The sequence below is a fragment of the Echinicola vietnamensis DSM 17526 genome (genome assembly GCF_000325705.1).
Classification (GTDB): domain Bacteria; phylum Bacteroidota; class Bacteroidia; order Cytophagales; family Cyclobacteriaceae; genus Echinicola; species Echinicola vietnamensis.
The window spans coordinates 4,894,836-4,916,665 of record NC_019904.1 but is presented as its reverse complement, the minus strand read 5'-3'; the positions used below and the strand labels follow the sequence as shown (position 1 = coordinate 4,916,665).

The 21,830-nt window shown below is 47.2% G+C and carries 17 protein-coding genes and 1 other RNA gene; 12 read left to right on the top strand and 6 right to left on the bottom strand.

The annotated features are described in order from the left end of the window. Positions 1–2: 2 nt before the first annotated feature. From ECHVI_RS19950 to ECHVI_RS19885, 12 genes are all read left to right on the top strand, one after another. Complete coding sequence (locus ECHVI_RS19950; protein WP_015267841.1) at positions 3–698, top strand: hypothetical protein; 696 nt, start codon at positions 3–5, stop codon at positions 696–698. 3 nt (positions 699–701) lie between these two features. Then, a complete protein-coding gene (locus ECHVI_RS19945; RefSeq protein WP_015267840.1) occupies positions 702–1,364 on the top strand; it encodes a hypothetical protein in 663 nt (220 codons plus the stop codon). Then, the gene (locus tag ECHVI_RS19940) at positions 1,351–1,980 is read left to right on the top strand and encodes a hypothetical protein (protein ID WP_015267839.1); all 630 of its coding nucleotides are present in this window, start codon (positions 1,351–1,353) and stop codon (positions 1,978–1,980) included. The genes ECHVI_RS19945 and ECHVI_RS19940 overlap by 14 nt, the downstream gene beginning before the upstream one ends. Beyond that, positions 1,971–2,990 (top strand): conjugative transposon protein TraJ, encoded by a 1,020-nt coding sequence (gene traJ, locus ECHVI_RS19935; protein ID WP_015267838.1) that lies wholly within the window; start codon positions 1,971–1,973, stop codon positions 2,988–2,990. The genes ECHVI_RS19940 and traJ overlap by 10 nt, the downstream gene beginning before the upstream one ends. 3 nt (positions 2,991–2,993) lie before the next feature. After that, positions 2,994–3,611: a conjugative transposon protein TraK gene (traK, locus tag ECHVI_RS19930; protein ID WP_015267837.1), complete on the top strand. Its 618-nt coding sequence runs from the start codon at positions 2,994–2,996 to the stop codon at positions 3,609–3,611. Positions 3,612–3,616: 5 nt separating this feature from the next. After that, positions 3,617–3,916 (top strand): hypothetical protein, encoded by a 300-nt coding sequence (locus ECHVI_RS19925; RefSeq protein WP_015267836.1) that lies wholly within the window; start codon positions 3,617–3,619, stop codon positions 3,914–3,916. Then, positions 3,897–5,075, top strand: a complete 1,179-nt coding sequence (gene traM / locus ECHVI_RS23090; protein WP_015267835.1) for a conjugative transposon protein TraM — start codon at positions 3,897–3,899, stop codon at positions 5,073–5,075. The genes ECHVI_RS19925 and traM overlap by 20 nt, the downstream gene beginning before the upstream one ends. A 6-nt stretch (positions 5,076–5,081) precedes the next feature. After that, on the top strand, positions 5,082–5,939 hold the full coding sequence (locus ECHVI_RS19915) for a DUF4138 domain-containing protein (RefSeq protein WP_015267834.1): 858 nt from the start codon (positions 5,082–5,084) through the stop codon (positions 5,937–5,939). Positions 5,940–5,951: 12 nt separating this feature from the next. Continuing rightward, a complete protein-coding gene (locus tag ECHVI_RS19910; protein WP_015267833.1) occupies positions 5,952–6,689 on the top strand; it encodes a hypothetical protein in 738 nt (245 codons plus the stop codon). A 740-nt stretch (positions 6,690–7,429) separates the two neighbouring features. Next, complete coding sequence (locus ECHVI_RS19900) at positions 7,430–8,500, top strand: DUF932 domain-containing protein (RefSeq protein ID WP_015267832.1); 1,071 nt, start codon at positions 7,430–7,432, stop codon at positions 8,498–8,500. A gap of 69 nt (positions 8,501–8,569) precedes the next feature. Beyond that, a complete protein-coding gene (locus ECHVI_RS19895) occupies positions 8,570–8,752 on the top strand; it encodes a hypothetical protein (RefSeq protein WP_015267831.1) in 183 nt (60 codons plus the stop codon). A 336-nt stretch (positions 8,753–9,088) separates the two neighbouring features. Beyond that, positions 9,089–10,642: a recombinase family protein gene (locus ECHVI_RS19885; protein WP_015267830.1), complete on the top strand. Its 1,554-nt coding sequence runs from the start codon at positions 9,089–9,091 to the stop codon at positions 10,640–10,642. Here the strand turns inward: ECHVI_RS19885 and ssrA are convergent. The 6 genes from ssrA to sov form a co-directional block, all read right to left on the bottom strand. Next, positions 10,605–11,014, bottom strand: a transfer-messenger RNA (tmRNA) gene (gene ssrA / locus ECHVI_RS23435). The two genes, ECHVI_RS19885 and ssrA, sit on opposite strands and share 38 nt — an antisense overlap. 219 nt (positions 11,015–11,233) lie before the next feature. Continuing rightward, the gene (locus ECHVI_RS19880) at positions 11,234–11,911 is read right to left on the bottom strand and encodes an energy transducer TonB (RefSeq protein WP_015267829.1); all 678 of its coding nucleotides are present in this window, start codon (positions 11,909–11,911) and stop codon (positions 11,234–11,236) included. A 1,208-nt stretch (positions 11,912–13,119) separates the two neighbouring features. Then, the gene (locus tag ECHVI_RS19865) at positions 13,120–13,794 is read right to left on the bottom strand and encodes an energy transducer TonB (protein ID WP_015267828.1); all 675 of its coding nucleotides are present in this window, start codon (positions 13,792–13,794) and stop codon (positions 13,120–13,122) included. 73 nt (positions 13,795–13,867) lie between these two features. Beyond that, on the bottom strand, positions 13,868–14,257 hold the full coding sequence (locus ECHVI_RS19860) for a VanZ family protein (protein WP_342662024.1): 390 nt from the start codon (positions 14,255–14,257) through the stop codon (positions 13,868–13,870). Beyond that, a complete protein-coding gene (gcvH, locus tag ECHVI_RS19855) occupies positions 14,250–14,627 on the bottom strand; it encodes a glycine cleavage system protein GcvH (protein ID WP_015267826.1) in 378 nt (125 codons plus the stop codon). The genes ECHVI_RS19860 and gcvH overlap by 8 nt, the downstream gene beginning before the upstream one ends. Positions 14,628–14,685: 58 nt before the next feature. Further along, the gene (gene sov / locus ECHVI_RS19850) at positions 14,686–21,747 is read right to left on the bottom strand and encodes a T9SS outer membrane translocon Sov/SprA (RefSeq protein ID WP_245553378.1); all 7,062 of its coding nucleotides are present in this window, start codon (positions 21,745–21,747) and stop codon (positions 14,686–14,688) included. Between the last annotated feature and the right edge of the window lie 83 nt (positions 21,748–21,830).

Below are 21,830 nucleotides of genomic sequence, written 5' to 3'. Positions count from 1 at the left end.
CAATGAAAAGAAATATACAACTATCCATAGGGACCTGTACACTCGTTTTGGGACTTTCTCTTGCGCCCCTGAACCGGGCAGAGGCCATACCGCTTGCCGCGGTGCTGGAAATCATCAAGCAGGGCGTAAAAAAGGTGATCAAGGCCATTGACCTGAAGATCCAGCGCCTGCAGAACCAAACCATATGGCTGCAGAATGCCCAGAAGGTACTGGAAAATGCGATGACCAAGCTGGAACTTGAAGGAATCGGCAACTGGAGCGAAAAGCAGCGTGAACAATACGGCGGGCTCTTCGATGAGCTCTGGAAGGTCAAGCAGGTGCTTTCCCAGTTCCAGCGGGTGCGGGACATTGCCCAAAAGCAGGCGGCCATAGTGGGCGAATACCAAAAGGCCTGGAAGGTGCTGTCCCGGAGCACGCTGTTGACCACATCGGAAAGGGATGCCATGGCCGCTGCCTACACCAATATCCTGGAGCAGAGTGTACAGAACCTGCAGCACCTGACCGATGTGCTCACCGCCTATTCCATTCAGATGGGCGATGCGGAACGGCTGGAGATCATCTACCGGACGGACAAGAAAGTACAGGAAAATCTCAACGAACTGAGAAGTTTCAACAGAAGGAATTTCCAAGTGTTAAGGGCTAGGGAATACTATCCGCAAGCAAATGCCCCGATCAAATCACTCTATGACCTTTATTGAGCTATGGGATCAAACAACAGATTAAAAGTGCGAACAGGCCTTCTGGTCTTATGTCTTGTACTTTCTTCAAAACTGCCTGCACAGACTTTTAACGAGTGGTTCCGTCAGAAGCGGACACAGGAGCGTTACCTGGTGGAGCAAATAGCTGCATTGAAAATCTATGCCGGGACCGCCTGGAAGGGTTATCGTATTGCCCGCACGGGACTGAACACCCTTTCCCGTATCCGGGAGGGGAAGTTCAACCTCTTTGAGGAATGGTTTGCTGCGATGGACGGGATCAGCCCCCATGTAAGGGACAACCACTTGGTGGAAGGCATTATTGTCATTCAGGGAAAGATACTTGGAGAAACGGCCAAAGGCAGGGAATTGCTGGATAGGGCAGGCCTACGGCCAAGGGAACAACTGGCCATGGAAAGGAATTTCCGGGAATCGGTCAGACGCTCACTGGCTGTTCTTGCAGAAATGTATGCGGTGATAAAGCCCTTTCAACTGGAAATGGAAAATGCGCAAAGGCTGGAAGTACTGGAAGGCCTCTTTGTAAGGATGGATAAAATCCACCGGCAATTGCTCACCTGGAACAGGAAGCTGAACAATTTCAGCAGACAGCGGAAATGGGAACAAGTGAACGGTCAAATAATGCAACGCCTTTACGATGATGAAAATTAAGCTGCTAATACTTATGCTAATGGGTGCCTTGGCATGGGGCAATCCTGTCAGGGCCCAGAGCCAGGAAGCCGTGCAGTTGGTACTGAATTTTGAAAAACTCAACCAGCTCAAACAGATCCTGCAGGACATGTACAAAGGGTACCACTTGCTTAGTACGGGCTACAAGACCGTAAAGGGAATCGCCGAGGGGGATTACAAACTGCACGAGGCCTTTCTGGATGGCATGTTGGCCGTAAGCCCCGAAGTGCGCCGGTATTACCGCATTGCGGAAATCGTCCGTTACCAGCAGCTGATCATCCAGGAATACACGGCTACCTACCGGCAATTGTCCCGGGACGGAAAGATGGGATTGGCCGAGCTGGAATACCTGTCTTCGGTTTATCGTCACCTTTTCAAAGAAAGCCTCAAAAGCCTGGACGAACTGGCAATGGTACTTACCTCGGGCAAGCTCCGCATGGATGACCATGAGCGGATCGAGGCCATCGACAGGGTTTTCGGGGAGATGCAATCCATGTTGGTCTTTGTCCGAAAGACCAACAGTAAGGTGAAAATGCTCAATGAGCAGCGTAAGCAACTGGAAAACAACCTGATCAAAATCTGGAACCAATGGAAATGAACTTTATGAAAAGAACGGTCATTACGGCAATCATGGCAATGGGATTGGTGGCACTGCCGGAAGTTTCCTTTGCCCAAGGGATAGGGGACAGTGTTCGGACATTGCACGAGGTACTCGATGACCTTTATACTGAAATGCTGCCCTTGGCAGGTCAGCTTACCGGGGTGGCCCGGGCTATTGCTGGCTTTGGCGCCTTATGGTTCATCGCCTATCGCGTTTGGGGACATATGGCCCGATCAGAATCCATTGATGTCTATCCCTTGTTGCGTCCTTTTGCCATCGGCCTTGCCATCATGCTTTTTCCTGCCATAATGGATATTATCCATACGGTGGGAAACCTGATAGTGGAAGGAACCGCCCTCATGGTGCACGATAGCAATGCGGCGATCAATGCCCATATCGACCTATTGAACAAACAGGAAATTGTACCCAATATCACGCCCCCGGCAGATATCTCTGCACCTGATCGCTACAGTTATCCCGATTCAGTTGAGGATATGGGCGTACTGGAACGGCTGGCAAACAGCATCTATGCTTTTAACCTGCAGAACATCCTGAACCAGGCCATCAGTGGGATACTACAGGTGCTCTTCTTTGCCGCTGCCCTGTGCATCAATACTATTCGGACCTTCCAGCTGTTGGTGCTCTCCATTCTTGGGCCGATCGTCCTGGGCCTGTCCGTATTTGATGGGTTCCAGCATACGCTTTCCGCATGGTTTGCCCGCTATATCAACGTCTTTATGTGGCTGCCCGTGGCCAATATCTTCGGGGCCATCATAGCCAAGATCCAACTGAACATGATGGTACTTGACCAAAACTTCCTTTCCTCTACGGCCTATATGGTCTTCATGGTCATTGCCATTACCGGCTATTTTACCGTGCCCAATGTGGCCAGTTTTATTGTACAGCCGGGAGGCCGCGACCAGTTACTGGGCAAGACCACCAGTATAGCAGGTCAGGGAAGCAAAGCAGCCGTGAAGGTAGGGGGAGCCATCGCCAAATCATTATAAGCCATGTTTGAAAGCCTGAAACATATCGATACCGCCTTCCGCCATATACGTCTTTTCAGCCTGCTTGCCGTGCTGGGCGTCTGCCTGCTCAGTGGATTTCTAGGCTACCGATCCTTCCGGATGGCAGCCGATGCACAGGAAAGGGTATATATCCTTGCCCATGGCAAGGTACTGGAAGCCATGGCAGGAGAAAGGAAACAGAACATTGCCGTTGAAGCAAAGGACCATGTCAAAATGTTCCATCATCATTTCTTCACCCTTTCACCTGATGAAAACCAGATTAAGCAAAGCGTGGCCAAAGCCCTGTATTTGGCAGATGGATCGGCAAAAAAGGCCTATGACATCTTGGACGAACAAAGTTACTACCAGCAGCTGGTGGCGGCCAATATGGACCAGACGATTGAAATGGACAGCATAAGGCTCGATATCGAAAGCTACCCTTACCGCTTCACCTATTATGGCAAGCAACGGATCGTGAGGACAACCTCCGTGATGGTGCGCAGCCTGGTGACCCGTGGTGCCTTGCGGGAGGTCCAGCGATCCGAGAACAATCCCCATGGCTTTTTGATCGAAGGCTGGGAAACCCTGTCCAATACCAATCTTTCAAACCATAAACGATGAAGATCATGGGAATTGCGATTGCTTTTTCGGGCAACGAAAAATTAAAGGTCGGGACGTTGAGGCTGTCCAGGAGCCTTCAGTCCAGGCTGTACAGGTATTCCCCTAAGCAGCAGTACGGGTTAATGGTCCTGTTGCTTGCAGCGGGAACCCTCGGATATGCAGCAGTTGCCTTGACCTCAATACGGCAAGACCAAGTGGGCCTTGCCCCGATGCCAACGCCTGAACTGCCGGTGCTTCCGGCCTATCAGGACAGTAGTGATGTACAAAACCTTAAACCATTGATCGATGATGAACGAACACAGTGAAAAATTCCTCAGGGAAAGACGCATGATGCTGTTTTTGCCCCTATTGACCATTCCCTTTCTCTTTTTGGCCTTTTGGGCACTGGGAGGAGGTAATCCTGATGTATTGAATGACGATCACCAGACAAAGGGGCTGAACCTTACCCTTCCCGGGGCCACCTTGCCCGAAGGGGAGAACCTGGACAAAATGGCACTTTATGAAAAAGAAGAACAAAAGCAGCGGAGTCTTTCACAACAAGAAGGACAACTACCGCTATTTGAAAGCAAATTACCAGTGGAAGGGAAAGAGGCTGTTCCAAACGATTTGGACCGGGCCGAGCAGGAAATTGCCTCCCAACTAGAAACGATCCAGCAACTGGTCAATGCTCCAGCACCATCAGTGGCAAAGAAAGTGCCTGAACCGGTAATGGAAAAAACAGGCATCCATAAAGATGTCAGGCAGCTCGAAGAAATGATGGAGCAGATGAGCAGGCCAATGGGCGAAGATCCCGAAATGCAGCAGATTGATTCCATGTTGGACAAACTACTGGACGTGCAGCATCCGGAGCGCGTCCAGCTGCGGCTCGAAGAAGCCAAAAGTAAAGTAAAAAGTTTTGCAGTGGAAGCATCGGGAGGGCATGAGACCGATAACCAAACCAACACGGCCTTCCAGACCAATGGGTTTTATGGACTCGATGAAAGTGAACCGTCCGCGGAGGAACCCGTGCCCGTGGCCATCGCCGCGACGGTCTATGGTGACCAAGAGATGGTCACGGGACAGACCATCACTTTGGAGCTCTCCGAGGACGTGTCGATCAATGGGCTTTCCCTGCTAAAAGGGCAACTTGTCCATGGTCGTTGCAGCCTGTCCGGTGAGCGGCTGGAGATCAAGATCAGTGCCATAAGGAAAGGCAAGATGATCCTGCCCGTATCCCTTGCTGTCCACGACATGGATGCGATGGAGGGCATCCGCATTCCGGGAAGCATGGAAAGAAAGGCCGTAAAGGAAGGTGCTGGACAGGCCATACAATCCACCCAGCTGATGGGCTATGATACCTCCTGGCAAATGCAGGCCGCCTCGGCAGGCAGCGAAACCGTAAAGGGCCTGCTTTCAAAAAAAGTCAAACTGACCAAAGTAAGGGTAAGGGCCGGACATCCGGTGCTGCTTGTCAACCAAAAATAATCCGATATGAAAACCATGATATTCCAAAAAGCAGCAATGGCCTTACTGCTATTGTTCCTCTCCATTTCCATCCTTAAGGCACAATATACTCCAAAGGCCATCATCAAGAGCTACCCCGTTGAAGTTGCCTATGACAAGACTACCGTCCTGGTATTCCCTTTTGAGGTGAAGAGCCTGGACAGGGGAAATCCAGTGGTCATGGCACAAAAGGATAGCCATGCCGGCAACGTGCTTAAACTGAAGGCTGCTGCCAAAGGTTTTGCCCCGATCAGCCTGCATGTCATCACTGCCGGGGGAAGGCTTTACCAGTTCAAGGTCAAATATAGTGATCATCCCAATATCCTAACCATCGATATGGTAGCGCAGCTGGATAATGAACGCTTTGCAGTTGCCTTGAAGGGTATAGGATTGAATCAGCGGGAACTGGCCAACTTTGCGGCCTTAATGGCCAATAAAAAAACAATGGGCCGTTTGGGCAGAAAAGCCAGGTCGGGCAAGGTTTCGGCAAGGGTAAGGACGGTGTCCAGCCATGGGCAAACGCTGTTCTTTACCATTGACCTGAAAAACAAAGGAGCGGTGGACTTCCAACAACCTGGGATACGGTGCTGGAAGCGGGATGGGGGAGGCATGAAAAGAACGGCGAGGCGCAATACCGAGCTAGTTCCCGCGCATGTCAGCTGGAAGGCGGAAGAAGGAGTGCAGGGAAATGATTCGAGCAGGCTGGTACTTGCACTACCGCAGTTCAGCCTGAGGGGCAATGAAAACCTGGTCATCGATATCAGGGAGCAAAACGGTGGGCGGCTGTTAAGGCTAAGGCTAAAGGCAGGACATCTGGAGAAAGCACAACCGATTATTCAACCATAAAACCAATAGACCATGGACAAGGAAAACCTGGAAGTACTAAAGGAACGATTGAAATATGCCGGTTTCGGCGAAGAACTCAACAAGGAACTGGAAAAGCAAATGAAGCAGGGAAAAAAGGAATTCCAGTTGGGCCACTCGGTGACCATCGAGGACAAGCAAGTGGACTTTAAGCTCAATTTCAGAAAGTCCGACAAGATGGACCGCTATTTCTTCAACAGTTTCGATGCTGAGCTCCACAAGCCCAACGGCAGCAAAATGTCCAACACCTTTTACCAGAACCAGCATATTTCGGCAAAGGAGGCCTTTAATCTCCTGGAATGGCGCCCGGTGTATAAGACCCTGTTCAATAAGGAAGGGGAACGCTATAATGCCTGGCTACAGTTGGACCTGGCAGAAAAGAACGAAAAGGGCCAGCATCCTATGCTCCAGTACCATGACCGTTATGGTTTCGATCTGGAAAAATCACTGAAGACCCTGCCAATCGTGGAAATGGAAGGCATGGATCAAAAAGACCGTTTGCTTTACTCCCTTAAAAAGGGAAACCTCCATGAAGTGAATATTGCAGGCAAGGAAGGCTCCTTTTTGATTGCAGCAAATCCACAATACAAATCAATCAGCGTATATGATGAAACTGGAAAGCGGCTCAATCTCAAGGATCTGCGGCAGGAGATCAAAGAGAATTTGGAGCAGGGGATGGGTAAAAAGAAGGATACTCCCAAGCAGGAGAAAGGCAAAGCAATGAAAGTATGATAATAGAAAAAGGCTTCAAAATCGGAGCCTTTTTCTGTTTTCAATGATTCTTTATTGTTGGAATTCAGGTAAAACAAAATTTAGGTTTTCTTAATATTCCTTATTATTGATACATTTTCAATTAATGCCTGGCAGGTACTATTTTTTAATTTCCAGATATAAATACACCACAATGGGGGAATGTGAAACTTTTTAAGAGGGACTTTTGAAGACACATAACCGTTGCAATAATAAGAAAGTACATTCCCTTCATTCCTTAAACTCCATTTCAGGGAAAGCACTTCATAAAATGTCTTGGACCAAATTTCCGTTTTTGATTCCATTCCACTAACCCTTTCCGCAGAGCTGGAAAGGATAATTTCATATCTGCTTCAAGCCGGAAATTCAGTCCGTTTTTTTGATTATGGAATGGGTAGGATTGTCTTCCTGATATTAATTCATTGTACCTGTTGAAGGGAAGGACAATACCTTTAATTTTTTAAAAGAACGGCAGAAAAGAGCAGCTAATGTAGGTGCGGCCTTGGTTGAAGCCTGAAAAGTGGGGCCAAAAAGGGACGGCATAAACACCCCCTCCCCACAACCTTTCCTTTATTCCGTTTCCTTTTTGGCTGTGGGCCGCCCCTTTTCTCCAGCTTTCTTTTTTGCCGTTTTTTCTTTTAAAAAATGTTTTTTCCACAGGCTTTCAGAGAAAGGGCAAAAGGGAAGCAAATAAATGTATAACCCTTTAATTAATTGAAATCATGGGACATAATATCCATTTTAACGAAAGAACAGGAAAGCACAGCTTTTTTAGTGTCAAACAGCCGGCATGGCATAAGCTGGGGAAAGTGGTGGAAAATTACCCTACCAGTAAGGAGGCCATTCAATTTGCAGGATTGGATTATGAGGTGGTCAAAGCACCATTATTTACCAAACGGGAAGGGATTGGTGATGGTGAAAACGGGCCTGATAATTCCAGTACAGAAATCCCGGTACCCGATCAGTTTGCCACCATGAGGACCGACACCCAAAAGGTATTTGGGGTAGTAGGGAAGGATTACGGTATCGTACAGAACCGGGATGCCTTTTCTTTCTTTGATGCCATCATCAAAGAAGGGAAAGGGGTGAAGTATGAAACGGCCGGAGCATTGGGGGAGGGGGAAAGGGTGTTTATCACGGCCAAATTGCCTGATGGGATTTTGGTAGGAAAGGAGGATCTGATCGAGCAATACCTGTTCCTGACAACCTCGCACGATGGGACAGGAAGTATTATGGCCGCATTTACCCCTATCAGGGTAGTTTGTCAGAATACCCTGAATGCCGCATTTCAACGGAAAACAAATGTGGTGAGGATCCGCCATACATCAGGGGCCAAAGAAAGGCTGCAACTGGCCCACCGCTTGATGGGCCTGGTAACGGAAACAGGGGCAAACCTGGAAACGGTATTCAACAGGTGGGCAAAGGTGAAAATCAAGGATAAGGAAGTCAAAAGATTGATAGAGCTGGCGCTGGCACCCAATAGGGATACCCTGGACAACCTCTACAGGGGAGAATATGACAAGGTATCCACAGCTTTTAAAAACCAATGTGAAGAGGCGTTTGCCTATGCCATGATGGGGGACGCCCAACTGTTACCGTCCACTGAAGGAACGGTGTTTGGGACGTATAATGCCGTGACGGGATACTTTCAGAATGTTAGGCGATTTAAATCCGAGCAGGACAAGACCAGATCTATATTGCTGGGTGGGACTGCCCAATTGAAAGGACAAAAAGCCTTTGACCTATGCGCGGATTTTGTGGACAGGGGAGCAAAAATATTGGTCCATAAGTAACTCAAGAATGGGGCAGGGGTGGAAGCCTGCCCCATTATATCATTTTGACAACTTTAACTTTAAGCAGTGATGAAAATTATAGATAAGGACGGAAAGTCCATCGAAATAACCGATCTGGAAGCAGCCATAAAACAGGCTGAAATGTTCAGCCAATATAAAATATCAGAAAAGGCAAGCGCCTTTCTAAAAGGCAGGCAGGCCTACTGGAAAGATATGCTCCGGAAACTTAAACAATTGAAAGAAGAAAACTAGTGCTTCCGGTAAGTCCGATACCCCCGGACTTCTTTCTTTTGAAGAAAGAAGCAAGGAACCAATATTGGGAAATTATTAATTCTGGAAGTTTTTCTATTAAAACTATATAATTCCACCTTCTGAATTCGGTGTGAATATTAATCCAATTCATTGGTGAACTTATCTTAATGATTGATTTGGATAAATTCAGTCCGAAAAAATGTGGACTCACACCTGAAAAGATTAGGGAGATATTTAAAAGTCATGGAGAAGAAATATCATTGGAAGAATCCAGCGGTATTCTGGAGGTAATGTGCTTTTTGGCTAAATTAGCTGTGGATCAAATTGTTAAAGAAAATGAGTGTAGCTGACTTATATATAAGGGTAAGTACCGATGAGCAGGCAGATAAAGGATATTCCCAACGAAATCAAGAGGAAGTCCTCAAAAGATATTGTGATCATCATAATATTATGGTTCGAAAGGTGGTTTTTGAAGATCACTCTGCAAAAACGTTTAACAGGCCCCGTTGGAAAGAACTTCTTACGTACTTAAAGAAAAGTCGTGGAAGAGGTGTGGACAAAATACTTTTTACAAAATGGGACCGATTTAGCAGAAATGCGGGTGATGCCTACCAGATGATAAATACCCTTCGAAACTTAGATATAGAGCCACAGGCTAACGAACAGCCACTTGACTTGAATATTCCTGAAAATAAAATGATGCTGGCGATCTATTTGGCAGCACCTGAGGTGGAAAATGATCGAAGGGCACTGAATATTTTTCACGGCATGAGAAGAGCCCTAAAGGAGGGGCGTTATTTAAGGAAAGCACCTTTTGGATATATAAACCGAATGGAGGGATCAAAAAAGTTTATTGCTCCAAAGGAACCGGAAGCCTCTATCGTTAAGTGGGTTTTTTCTACAATTCTTAAAAAAAGGTACCCAACGGAAAATATTTGGGAAATGGTCAAAAAGAAAGGACTTAAAATCAGCCGTTCCCATTTCCATCGGATGGTGCGAAACCCATTGTATTGTGGAAAAATTTACGTGCCTGCATTTAAAGATGAAGAGGACCAGTTTGTGAATGGCCAACATGAGCCTTTGATTACAGAAGGGGAATTTTATAGGGTACAGAATATTCTGCAGGACATAGGAAGAGATGAGTATTTGCCAAAAGTAGCGTCAGATGATAGGCTTCCATTAAGGGGATTCCTGATATGTCCCAAATGTGGTAAGGTTTTAACTGGAAGTGGCTCTACAGGTAGATCAAGACGCTATTATTATTACCATTGTCTATCAAAGTGCGGTTTTAGGGAAAAGGCTTCATTATTCAATGACCTAATGGTCAGTGAAATGAAAAGGTTTACCCTGAAGAAGGATAAAGTTGAAATATTTGGAGTAATACTCCATGAATTCTTCAAATACCATTTTAAGGACGAGGGAGAGGAGCATAAAAAAGTAGCAGCTTCTTTGGAAAGTCTTCATGAAAAATTAAAAAGAAGCAGGGATTTATTTGTGGCCGGAGACCTTGAGGCAGATGATTATAGGGATATAAAATCAGAATGTAATCAAGAAATAACACGGCTTGAGAACCAATTGGCTGCGACCAAGCCAGAGAGAGTATCGAACCATTCCAAATATGTTGATAGGGCTCTGGAAAGGCTCTCCAGGCTAGATTTGCTGTATGAAAACGGAGATATCGAGACAAAGAGAGAGTTAATTGGTTCGATATTCCCCGAAAAACTGTGTTTTTCAAAAACAGGTTATCGAACCGGAAGAATTAACGCTTTAGTTGGTTGTATCTACCAGATAAACAGTAATTTAAATTCTAAAAAAAATGAGAGAAAAACGAAGAAATCGTCTAACTCTCATTGGGTGGAGCTGCAGGGAGTCGAACCCTGGTCCAGATAGGGAAACACCGTACCGTCTACATGTTTAGTCATCTATTGGGTTTTCGTCGTTGGGCCGCTGGATGACACAGCTACCGTCACGCTTAGCTATTTGAGTTTCGCACTGCCTTAATAGCATCAGCAATACTAGTCCTGGCAAGTCGACACCCCAAGATCAGCGCTGCCAAGACAGAGCGCCGCGGGATGTGGCTGGGGAATTCGCCTTGCGAACTCAACCCTTTAAGCAGTATCAGTCCCTATGAGGGTCTGATTAGGCAGCCATGGCGTAATTAGATTCGCCAATTATAGATCGCATGAATTATTCGCGGGCGTACATGCTCCACCCGACATGCGAGCCCAGTCTTCACACCTACTGTCAAAACCGGTCAGCCCCATTTCGTAAAGGATGACAAAAATACCATTAATTTAGTTCCCGATAAAGAAAATCGTCATTCATTATTGAGGCACATTGGCGTCCAATATCAAATTTATTCTTGGTTTTAGCAGGATCCGTAATACGAAAACAGTGGAGGTGATCACTTCATTCCGGATCAAATGACAAAAGAGGCCGCTTACCCCGGTAAGCGGCCTCGGAAATTAAGGTTGGCGGAAGTTAATTTAGTTTGAATTTAATGGGCAACCGCATTTTTACCCTCACGGGCCGTCCTCCTTGGAGGCCTGGTTTCCAGTCGGGGGCATTTTCCAATACCCGAATGGCCTCTTCGCTACAGCCACCTCCTACACCCCGTAAAATTTCCACATCTTGGATCGATCCATCTTTGTTGACCACAAAGACCAAAAATACCGTCCCTTCTATTCCCATTCTGACAGCCTGTTTGGGGTATGTTAAGTTGCCGCTGAGGTATTGTGCCCATCCTTCCATACCACCGGGAGGAGTGGGCATCTGTTCGGCAAAATCTTTGACCTCGTCAGCCGTATCTGCTAAAGGAGGTCCTGTGGGAAGAGCAGGACTATTGACAACGGGATCCTCCGGAATCGCTATATCCAGAATCGGCTCGAATTTTTCTTGGATATCCTTATCATTCGGGACTTCCTTGATTTCCGGATGCTCGATCTTTGGTGGCTTGGGAACCTGATGGGGGGTGATGGGTACATCGAGAATACCCTCAAATGGGTCAGGTTTGAGATTATAATCCTGTACGGTGATAAGCGTGTAGGATTTAAACTCAAAGGCGGCTAGGGCCAGTCCTGTGCTGATCAGCAGGCCAATATTTAGGAAAAGACCACGCTTTTTTCTTAAATCTGCTTTTGGTGTTTTTTTGGCTTCCATATTATCTGAAGTTATGATTATATTTAATATACTAAATAAATAGTTTAAAAACTAATAATTTAGGTGTTTAAATATATTTCATGCCAAAAATGGATTAGGCGGGAAGGTTGGGGAAGTGGATCAAGCCATATTTCTGGGAACTAGGTTTTATCTTCATGGGGAATCCCCACTGCTCAGGAAACATCCATGAACACAAGGTTTTTGGTATGGAGCACACCCAATGCTTGGCCCGATGGGGAAACATCTATAGTCATTGGGTTCTTCCATGGTAAATCAATTCGTTCAGTGCCAATTGCGGAAACCATTTATCGGTGTGAAATATTTTTTCACAAGAACATGACAACATTTATCCACTGGAAAAGAGGCTTGATCCCATTGATCACCAAGACGGTGTTTACCGAAGTGTTGAGCTGGGCTTTCAGCCTGAAAGGAATAATTTATGGCATCTGAAGCCCAAGGCAAACACTTTTAAACTGTTAGTAAAGAGATGTCAGCCTATATTAAAGAACTTCAAGGGGCTAAAAGCGATTTCCCTGATGGTTTGTCAAATGCTTTTAGTATTAATTTCGTGTAGAGGAGCTATCATCCGTGCCCCTGGCACTCCTTCGGGAAGTTGAGGAGTGCTTAAGTTCCTGCGGATGAATCCGCAGGTTACAAAATTTATCGTGCTGCTGGCACTTTGCCCCGATTTGCACATAGGAAACCGCAGTAGCCTATTGTGCCGAATGGCGGAATAGGCTGAAAGAATGATTTGTTGATTTGGATCATACAAGCCGTCACGGCGATCTGCTCATGTATAGTGGTTGGCTCGGTTGAGGTTAAACCCTGAATATGAGCTGGCAACTGAGCACCTTGCCTAATCCGCCCTTGGCGGAGGGGCATATAGAAGGTGCAGGTGACAACCTGCACCAAAAATGATTACAGACAAAAGGGTAAGTTCCGTAGGAACGGCAGATATACATGCAAATAGGAACATTTTTTAAAAGCATTTGCCCTATTGAGGAAGTCCATCATTTTAACGGAATGAAATTCTATTTCATAAGACCATGTCAAAATTCGTTCTCCCCAGAAATATTGCTTGATCCGTAAAAGACTTTCAGCCTTCGGTTCCAAAATGAGGGTTTTGGGGTAGGTGAAAAAAGTGGGAGGGGATGAAAAAAGGGCTGTCAAATTAATGACAGCCCTTTTTTTATAAATTGTTCGATCGATTAGCTTAGCTTGAATCGAATCGGTAGTCTCATTTTTACCCTTACTGGACGTCCCCTTTGTTTACCGGGCTCCCATTTAGGTGCATTTCGTACTACGCGCATGGCTTCTTCATCACAGCCACCTCCGATACCTCTTAGGATACCCACATCTTGAATAGAACCATCCGTATTTACCACGAATACTACATATACAGTTCCTTCGATCCCCATCCTACGTGCTTGGGTTGGGTATTTAAGGTTTTTGCTCAGGTACTTATTCCAACCTTCCATTCCTCCGGGAGGAGTAGGCATGGTTTCTACCACGTCAAAGATTTCTTCAGCTTTCTCTTCTACAGGAGCATCCGCAATAACGACTTCTTTGATCACGGTTTCCTCTTGCACTTCCACATCGAAATTCACTTCGATCTTCTCTTCGATTTCTACTTCATCAGGAATCTCTTCGATGATTGGCTGTTCTACTGGTGGTGGTGGCGGTGGTGGTTGTTCCGTAATAGGAATATCTAATAATTCCTCGAAATCGTCTTCCACTGTTCCTAGATCCATCAGCTCTCCTGATTCGTACGTTTTGTACTCGAAAGCAAACAGCGTAAGACCAACGCTGACAAGAAGCCCCAAGTTCAGGAACATTCCTGACTTCTTGCTCAAATCAGCTTTTGGTGTCTTTTTAGCTTCCATAGTTTAATACTTCATATAAAGGTTAATAATTCTTTGCTTCTTAGCGATAACAATTCTAACCATTTATTTTTACTTATACAAGCTTACTTTTCTTCTTATATAAAATATAAAAACAAATGGTACCGACTGCACTGCCTAACAGGTTAGCGGCGATATCCCACAAGTCAAAAGTCCTGTGGGGAGCCAATAACTGTAACCATTCTACCAATATAGCAAAAATAATTCCTAAAACTAAATAATTAGTAATAAATATTTTTTTGCTAAACGGCTTTTGGGAATGGTTCCAAACCCTGTTCCAAAAGAAGAGCAGTCCTGCAAATAGACCAAAATGGCCAATTTTGTCCATGCCCGGTACTTTCGGTACGTCCGGCAGCTTGTTGCCTGGTGAAAGGACCAACCATAGTAAAATGCCTGACCAAATGATCGCCGGCAGTAGTCTTTCGCTAAAGTGCTGCTTATTCACCAACCAGTTCGGCGTAAGCTTCGGCGGACAGGAGGTCGTCAGGAAGTGCTCCTTCCAATTTGACCTTGATCATCCAACCGTCTTCATAAGGTGAATCATTGACCAGCTCAGGAGAACCTTCCAGCTCTTCATTGAATTCAGTGATTTCACCATTTAAAGGCATGAATAGGTCCGATACGGTTTTTACCGCCTCTACTGTACCGAACACTTCTCCGGTCTCAATAGTTTCACCGACAGTTTCTACTTCCACGTAAACGATATCACCCAATTCTCTTTGGGCAAATTCCGTAATGCCAATGGTAGCGGTTTCGCCTTCGATTTTTACCCACTCGTGGTCTTTTGTGTACTTTAAGTCTTTAGGGAAGTCCATATGTTATATTTAGGATTAAGTAAAGCCAAAAATACAAGCTTTCGACAAATCATAAAACCTATTGGCCCAAATTAAATCGCAATTGGCCTCCAAAAGCGGTGGAACTTCTTCGATAGGCCGTGGTAATCCGTGGATCATTTACGGTCCTGTCAAAGTAGAAGGTGATTTTTAGGTTTTGGTTGATGATATAGCCTAGGCTTGGCCTTATCTGTAAGTTGACATTGCCATTGGTAATGGTGCTGCCTTCCTCCAGTTTCCGTTGGAGGGTTTGGGTGTCCACGATACTGGTGCTGACCCTTATTTCAAGGTCATTGTCCAGTATTTCCTGTTGTCCTTGAATTTTGAACGGTATCTTGACTCCGGATTTGGTGTAGCCCAGCTCAAACCTGAAATCCTTACTTTTCTGTTCGGTCACCTGGGCGTTGGAGAAGTTCAGTCCTATCGCCCTTTCCTTATTGAACTCAAAGGATATGTTCATCCTGTTTTTGGTCAGGATGTCCACGCCCAAGAAAGGGCCAAACCGCTCGGAAAGCACCACCTGGTTAAGGATAAATACCGGAATATAACTGCCATATTCATCGGTCATGCTGGCCGCAGGATAATTTTCAAGTTTGTTGTACAGCTCTAGGCCGTTTTGGTACAGCAAGGAAGAAGAGAAGTTGCTGACATCATAAGTGGAAGTATAGTTATGCGTCAGGTTAATGGAACTGAAGTTTTCCTCAAACCATGACAATCTAGAAAGTCCACGATATTCCACTCGCCAATTGGGCAAAGGAAACTTTGGAAATGGGTTTAGAGAGATTTCTTGTGGGGATTTGCCACTATAGGCTGCCAAAAACGCCGGCACCAATACATCTTGACCGTTGATATTGTATTCTCCTCCGGGATTGATCGCATCGAGTCGTCCCTTGATGACGGACCGGTAGGACTCAAAATCATCGAATAGGGGGGAGTTGTTATCGGCATCATCCTTGGCAAAGGTGGTCTTGATCATGTTATAGGTAATGTTATAGGCTCCCAGCCGGTTTGGATTTACCGAGAGGTAGTCGCTATCGGTACCACTTTCCTTCCGGAAAATTTCGCTGTACTGGCCCGTTTCCCTTTTCCTCATGTCCAAGGTGATCCTGAAATCCCGCGTCGGTTCCAACATGGCTTGAATCTGCAGGTTTTTTACTTGGTTTTGCCTGAAGGCCTGGGTGAGCTCCGAGCTGGGCGCCATGACGCCCCTGTCGGCCAGGTCATGCCGGATGCTGGCATTTTGACTGCCAAATAAAAAGCCAAGACCTGGGTTCATAAAGCTCCTGTCCAGTCCAAAAAGCCCTGTATTTTCCATATATCCAGGTAAAAAGGTGCCCTCGGTAATGGAGTATTGTCCTGAGATTTCTTTGAGCATCATGGCAAATTTAAGCAGGCCGTTGCCAAAGCCATCCGTGATGATGCTGTCCTGCTGATTTCCCCTCTGGCCAGGAATACTTGGCCGCTTTGGAGCGTTCAGGGCACGTAGTTTGGCGGATTTGTTATAAAGGCTCACAAAGTCCAGCTTTCCGTTTAGTGTCCTGTTTCTGGTGTTTTGGATGACATTCCCCAACGTGTCGCGCTGGCCGATGGACCCTGTAAGCCAGCTGTAAGTGGCTTCATACCTGAAATCTGCACTTATCCAATCCAGTGCCGGCACCTTGTCCAGCGGCAACGTGTAGTTGGCAATGAAGGAATGGTTGTAATTCGTGGGGCGACCCAGTTTTTTGACGTTGCTTTTGACCGAATCTTGTTTGGTTTCCGTATCGAGGTCTCCTTCGGGTTCGTCCACAATGGCATTGACACTGGCCCGGTAGTCAAAGCTCAAGTTCTTGGTTAGGTCCCAATTAAGGCCAAAAAAGCGGTTGATGTAGAAGCTCTTTTGGAAGAGCGGATCCACTCCCTCGGTGGTCAATTGGTCATTGCGGTATTGGGTACGCATGAATTTTCGGTCCACGTCCAAGCTTGCGGTGATCTGGCTCGGCGCAAGGTTGAGATTGAAATCCCGCATCAGTTGAAGGTAGGGACTACTGAAAATCCCCCAGTTTTTAAACGGTTCCACGACGACAGGATTGGGCGCATAATTATAGGAAATATTGCCCCGATAGGATTCATAGGTATAATCCTCGGTGTTGATATTACTCTGTTTTACCAGGCCATAGGCGTAGGAAAATGAGAAGTTTGACAGATCGTATAGGTGGTTTTTTTGCTTCTTTTCATTGGGCAGTTTTCGCACATTTGAGAAACTGATGTTTCGGCGTTTCACTTGGTCGAGCACCAGGTCGCGATAGGCTTCCCGCTCCGAATTGGTCCGGAATTTACGCAGGGCCAATTCAAAGGGAACATCCGGGTTTAGCGGATCGAACTGTGGTTTGGTCGTGCTGTTTTCCATGCTGACATACATCGGAATGCTGACATTGAGGCCTTCAGGAAGTATCCTGTCCACTTGGACATTTGCCGAAACATCATACCGGGTGGTGGATTCCCGAGATCTTTCGGAAAGTCGCGTTTCCAATCCGCCAAAGCCAAAGGTATTATGACGGATACTACTGGAAATGGTGGCCACATCGGCGATTTTGGCATTCAGCCGCGCATTGGCCGCCCACCCGTTGGACTTGTTGAAGTCAACCACTCTCAGTTCATTGGCCCATACACAGATCGATTTGCTGGCACTTCCGGTAGATGCAGGGTTTCGGACACCGATCATCAGCCCTTGGACATAATTCAGTTCCGGCCGTCCCACCACCGTTACATTATATTGGCGGATCTGTTCGGTATAGGGGAGGTTTTGGGGGTGCTGGCTATTGTCCCTGGCAGATTTCACCCCGACGATCTCCTCAATGGCGATGTCTATTTCATTGGCACTTGGCCAGATTTGGTTGGGATCGCGGGTTCCTTTTGGTGTAATGTTTAGCGGTACTTCGATCTCGTAATAATTGTCCGTATAATCGGTGCCGAGCCTTAAGAAAGCCGTCAGTTCACCATCAAGAGCATCCTCACTGTCCGCATGGAAAAACATTTTGAGCCTTCCATACTGTACCAAATCCAGGTTACTGTTTTTGAACACCGCCCTGGCATCACGGCTTTGCAGGTTGTCTATGCACAAGCTGAGCGACTGTTCATTGAGCTGTCGCTCTACTGTGGAAGTATTGTCCCGGTCACGGTTGATTCCCGGAGGAAGCACGTAGGGACTTTGCCGGGAATTTCCTTGGCCATTTTCCTCGATGTTGACGACGCCCACGGTCATGTTGGACACATCGGGCTCGGGTACTTCAAAAAGCCCTCGCTCATAAAGTGACTCGCGGAAGGTACGCCATTGGCTGCCGACCATCCGGAACTGCGCCATCCTCAATACCACGGGCTGCTCGAAGTCGGTGAGGTAGGTACGGATAAATCGGAGGGACTTGAAGCCAGAAATATCTCCCTGTACCTTGTCTGGTTGCCGGACAGGGATACGGAATTGGTACCAAGTAATGTCTTGCCCGTTGACATTCCTTGTGGATTTTCCGACCACGTGGTTTCTTCCGACTTCCAGCCCTCCCGGTTCGAGGTCGATTTCGTACTCGTAGTAGTTTTCGACCTCGTTTATGGTGTTGTCACCATTAAGGTCTTCATTATCAGGTTTGTTAGAGCCTGAGGCCGTATAAGCTTGGTTGGAATTGGCCGAAATGGGCGTGTTGTTTTCCATGCCATTGAAATACTTGTACCGCTCCTGGATCTTTATGTTTTGCTGGTCAAGTTCATCTCCGAGGTAATATTGGAAGGTATCTCCGGATGGATCAGCTTCGATTCGCGCATATGCATCAGCGTTGACGTTTAACCGGCTCAGGAATCGGTCCTGGAAGTAATCCACTTCTTGCTCACTGCTCAGTCCATCCAGGCCTACATCCTGAAAGGCACGGGATTCAGGAGAATTGTCAAACCCTGGCGTCAGGTATTGCTGGTTGGTGACGCGGCCCCACTCATTTTCTGTGGTTTCCGAAGGGTCACCATCCTTCGGAAGGCCGTTCTCAAATGCCTGACGCCCATCTTTCATGACGTCTTCGGAGATTTCACCCAAGTTAAAGACCAATTTTCCCCCGGTCGTATTGTTTTCGTTAAAGACACCGTCCAGCACCCGGCCATTGGGGCCTGAAATAAAGGGATCCAGCATCCAAAATTCGATGTATTCAATATTGGTACGATCAAAATCCACATCCGAGGTGATGACCCTGGAGATCCCGCCATAATTGTCCTCGGGATTGGGGAGGAGTCCTTCGTTGTTCAAGTTGGGATTATAGTTGTACATGCCCCTTTCGGAAGGATAGTATGCCAGGTCAAATAAGGGCTCCGGCAGGACGATGGCATCCTGATCGCGGCCTTCAAAGATTTCCTGGGGCGAGAAGGACTTTACATAGTAGTTTTGGCGGTCTTCGTCGGTAATGTTTTCCGGCACTCCTTGGCCACTGCGCCTATAAAATACATTGTCAATATTGTACCAAGCGAGCCGGGCCCTTCGGTAGGCACTGCCCAGCTGGTCTTCGGTCATCATGCTCATGTCAAACCGGTTGTCCTCGGTCTTTGGTGTGGAAGAGAGCTTCCAGCTTTGGGGGCTGCCGCCCAGGCTGAAGGGCGTGACGGCGGTTTCGAAGTCGTCGATGTAGGAAGCGCCTTCTCCGTCCACTTGGTTGGAAGTGCCGGGGATCAGGTGGGCAAATTCACCGCTGAAGGTCACCAATGATTCGTCTTTCGTGTCCGTAAAGGGCAGGGCATCTGCCAGCTTGGTCAGCCATCTGGATTTTTCGCTGTAGTTTACGTCCAAGCCCCAAAGGCTGTTTTTGATGGTTTCGCTTCCAGTACTGATCCGGGTGATGTTTGGACGCTCGTTCAGGTATAGGAAAGTACCGCCAAGGGTCAAGTTGTCGTTAAAGATATAGTCGAAGCGCGTCCCCAAGAGACTTCTGGTCTGAAAGGAGACCAAATCCGCTTTTTCAAAGCTGATCGAGATTCTTTTGCCCGAGGCCAAAATTCCCTCATTGATGATCACCACCCTGCCAATATTATAATCCACCGTGTAGTCAACTCCTTCGGTAAGTGGAATATTGCCGGCATTCACGATGACGGATCCTTCGGAAATATTTAGTCCGGGAAGCATGATCTCCGAGGAGGACCCTGCCGTCAGACTGCCTTTGATATAGTATTTGTTCAGCCGGGTGACCAGCTCAGCATCTGCCTTGGTCGTACGGTAGAGGGTGTCATAGACAAACTTATCCTTCAGACTCTCTTCGTTGGGCAGGAAATTGTCGGCAAGTGTCTGGCCAAAGGGTTCCAGCTTGGGAAAGATCAACATGCCCTTTTCGGGCAATATGGTCAGGCCCGGTACAAAATCAAAATTCCCGTCTGGAGCCGGATCATTCTGGGGATTGAGGTTGTCCAGCCCCATCAGCCGGATCAAGGGGACATCCTTGACCTGCTGGCCTTCTAGCAGACTGGGGTTATCCAATCCCGTGCGGTCATCCCGGTAGATCACCTGCAGCTGAAAGCCTTCCTTTTGGATTTGGTTGGCATTGAAGCTGTAGACGTTTTTCATCATCAGGTCCCAAGTGGGGACGTTGGTATTGATCCGGGCAGGGCGCAGGAGCTTTAGGAACAGCACATCGGATTCTGGGCGGTTTTGGTAGTCTTCAGACATTTCCCCGACCTTATAGGCTTGGCCATTATAGGTGTATTCAAAGGAAACGGCCACCACTTCGTCGTTCAGGATTTTCCTGTTCAGGCTTAGGTAGCCAAGTTCCCGGTGAAAGGTGTATTCATTTTCAGCGAGTTTTCTGGCCCCGTTTACCTGTACGAAGTCGGTTCCTTTGACCAGTTCCAGGCCACTTTCGATCTGGTTGGAAGCCTGATCATAAGGGCGGAAGTTGGGATTGGCGGTCAGGTTGTCGAAGAGGTCATTGGCATCATTGGAGGCCGGACTCCCGGGGGTGCCGGATCCGATATTGGGATTGCCCGGGCGAAAGATCCTTTCACCTTCCCCAAGGTCCATGAATGCCGTAAAGTTTCTAAGGGTTTCGGTATTGTTTGCCCTGTTCATAATATAGACTTCTACCCGGGTGACATTTACGCCGGAAAGGACCTGGGGAAGTCCCCGAAGCCAGCGTTCGTAGTTGTCGCGGAAAAAGTGGGCCAGGAAAAAGTGCCTGTTGTCATCGTATTCAGATGCCCTGAGTTCGAAAGGTCGTCCCTGCCCGTTGCCTTCAATGACGATTTCATCCCGTTGGCCCCGCTGAGTGGAGGCCACTGCGGTCATAAAGAGCTTGCCAAACTGAAGCTGGGTCTTTACCCCAAAGAGGTTTTGGGAACCTTGGATCAGGCTGTTTTGGACAGGCATGCTGACATTTCCGATTTCGATGCTCTTGATGATATCTTCCTCAAAGCCCCTGTATTCGACCTTTAGCTGGTTTTGAAAGTCAAATGAATTGTTGCTGTCAAAGTTGGCATTGATGGACATCTTTTCTCCCAAATTGCCATTGACGCTCATCTGGATCTGCTGATCGAAGTTAAACCCACCGTTTTGCTGCTGGCGGATGGGAATGGATGGGTTGTCAATGCGCCTGAAAATGCCGCCAAAGTCCAGGTTGATATAGCCGGTTGGTACGATATTGATATCACTGCCCCCAAAGAGGCGGTCAAAGGTCGGGCTCATGGTAATGGGAGGGATCAATCCCCGGCCGCTGACGGCACTTTCCCCGTACATGCCCTTGGAGCGGTCACGCCAATATTGCTGGCGCATCCTCAGTTCCTGAATCTTGGAAAACTCTTCAAAATCAAAGGTGTAACCGGGATTGATATCGGTGGAATCCAACCGGTCGTACACCCGATATTGCAACGTGGAATCCAATTCGATTTCCACTTGCTGCTCTTGGGGAGACTGGTTGTAAAATGGGGAGCTCCGATAATCCAGTGGACTTTGATTGGGGTAGAGGGGATTGGTACGGTAATTGTCCCATAAAAGAAAAGATGGCAGAGCCCTTCGCTCTTCAAGAGAATCCAGCTTGCTTGGAATACTGTCCGAAGAGACGCCTTGTGCTTGAGCAGCCTGCCAACCAAACAATAGAAAAACTGCCAACAACAGCGATAGTGTTGCTGAAAAGTTTTTTGGGTAGTTACTGCTCTTTAAAAAATATGATCCAACAATAGTCAAACTTCCTA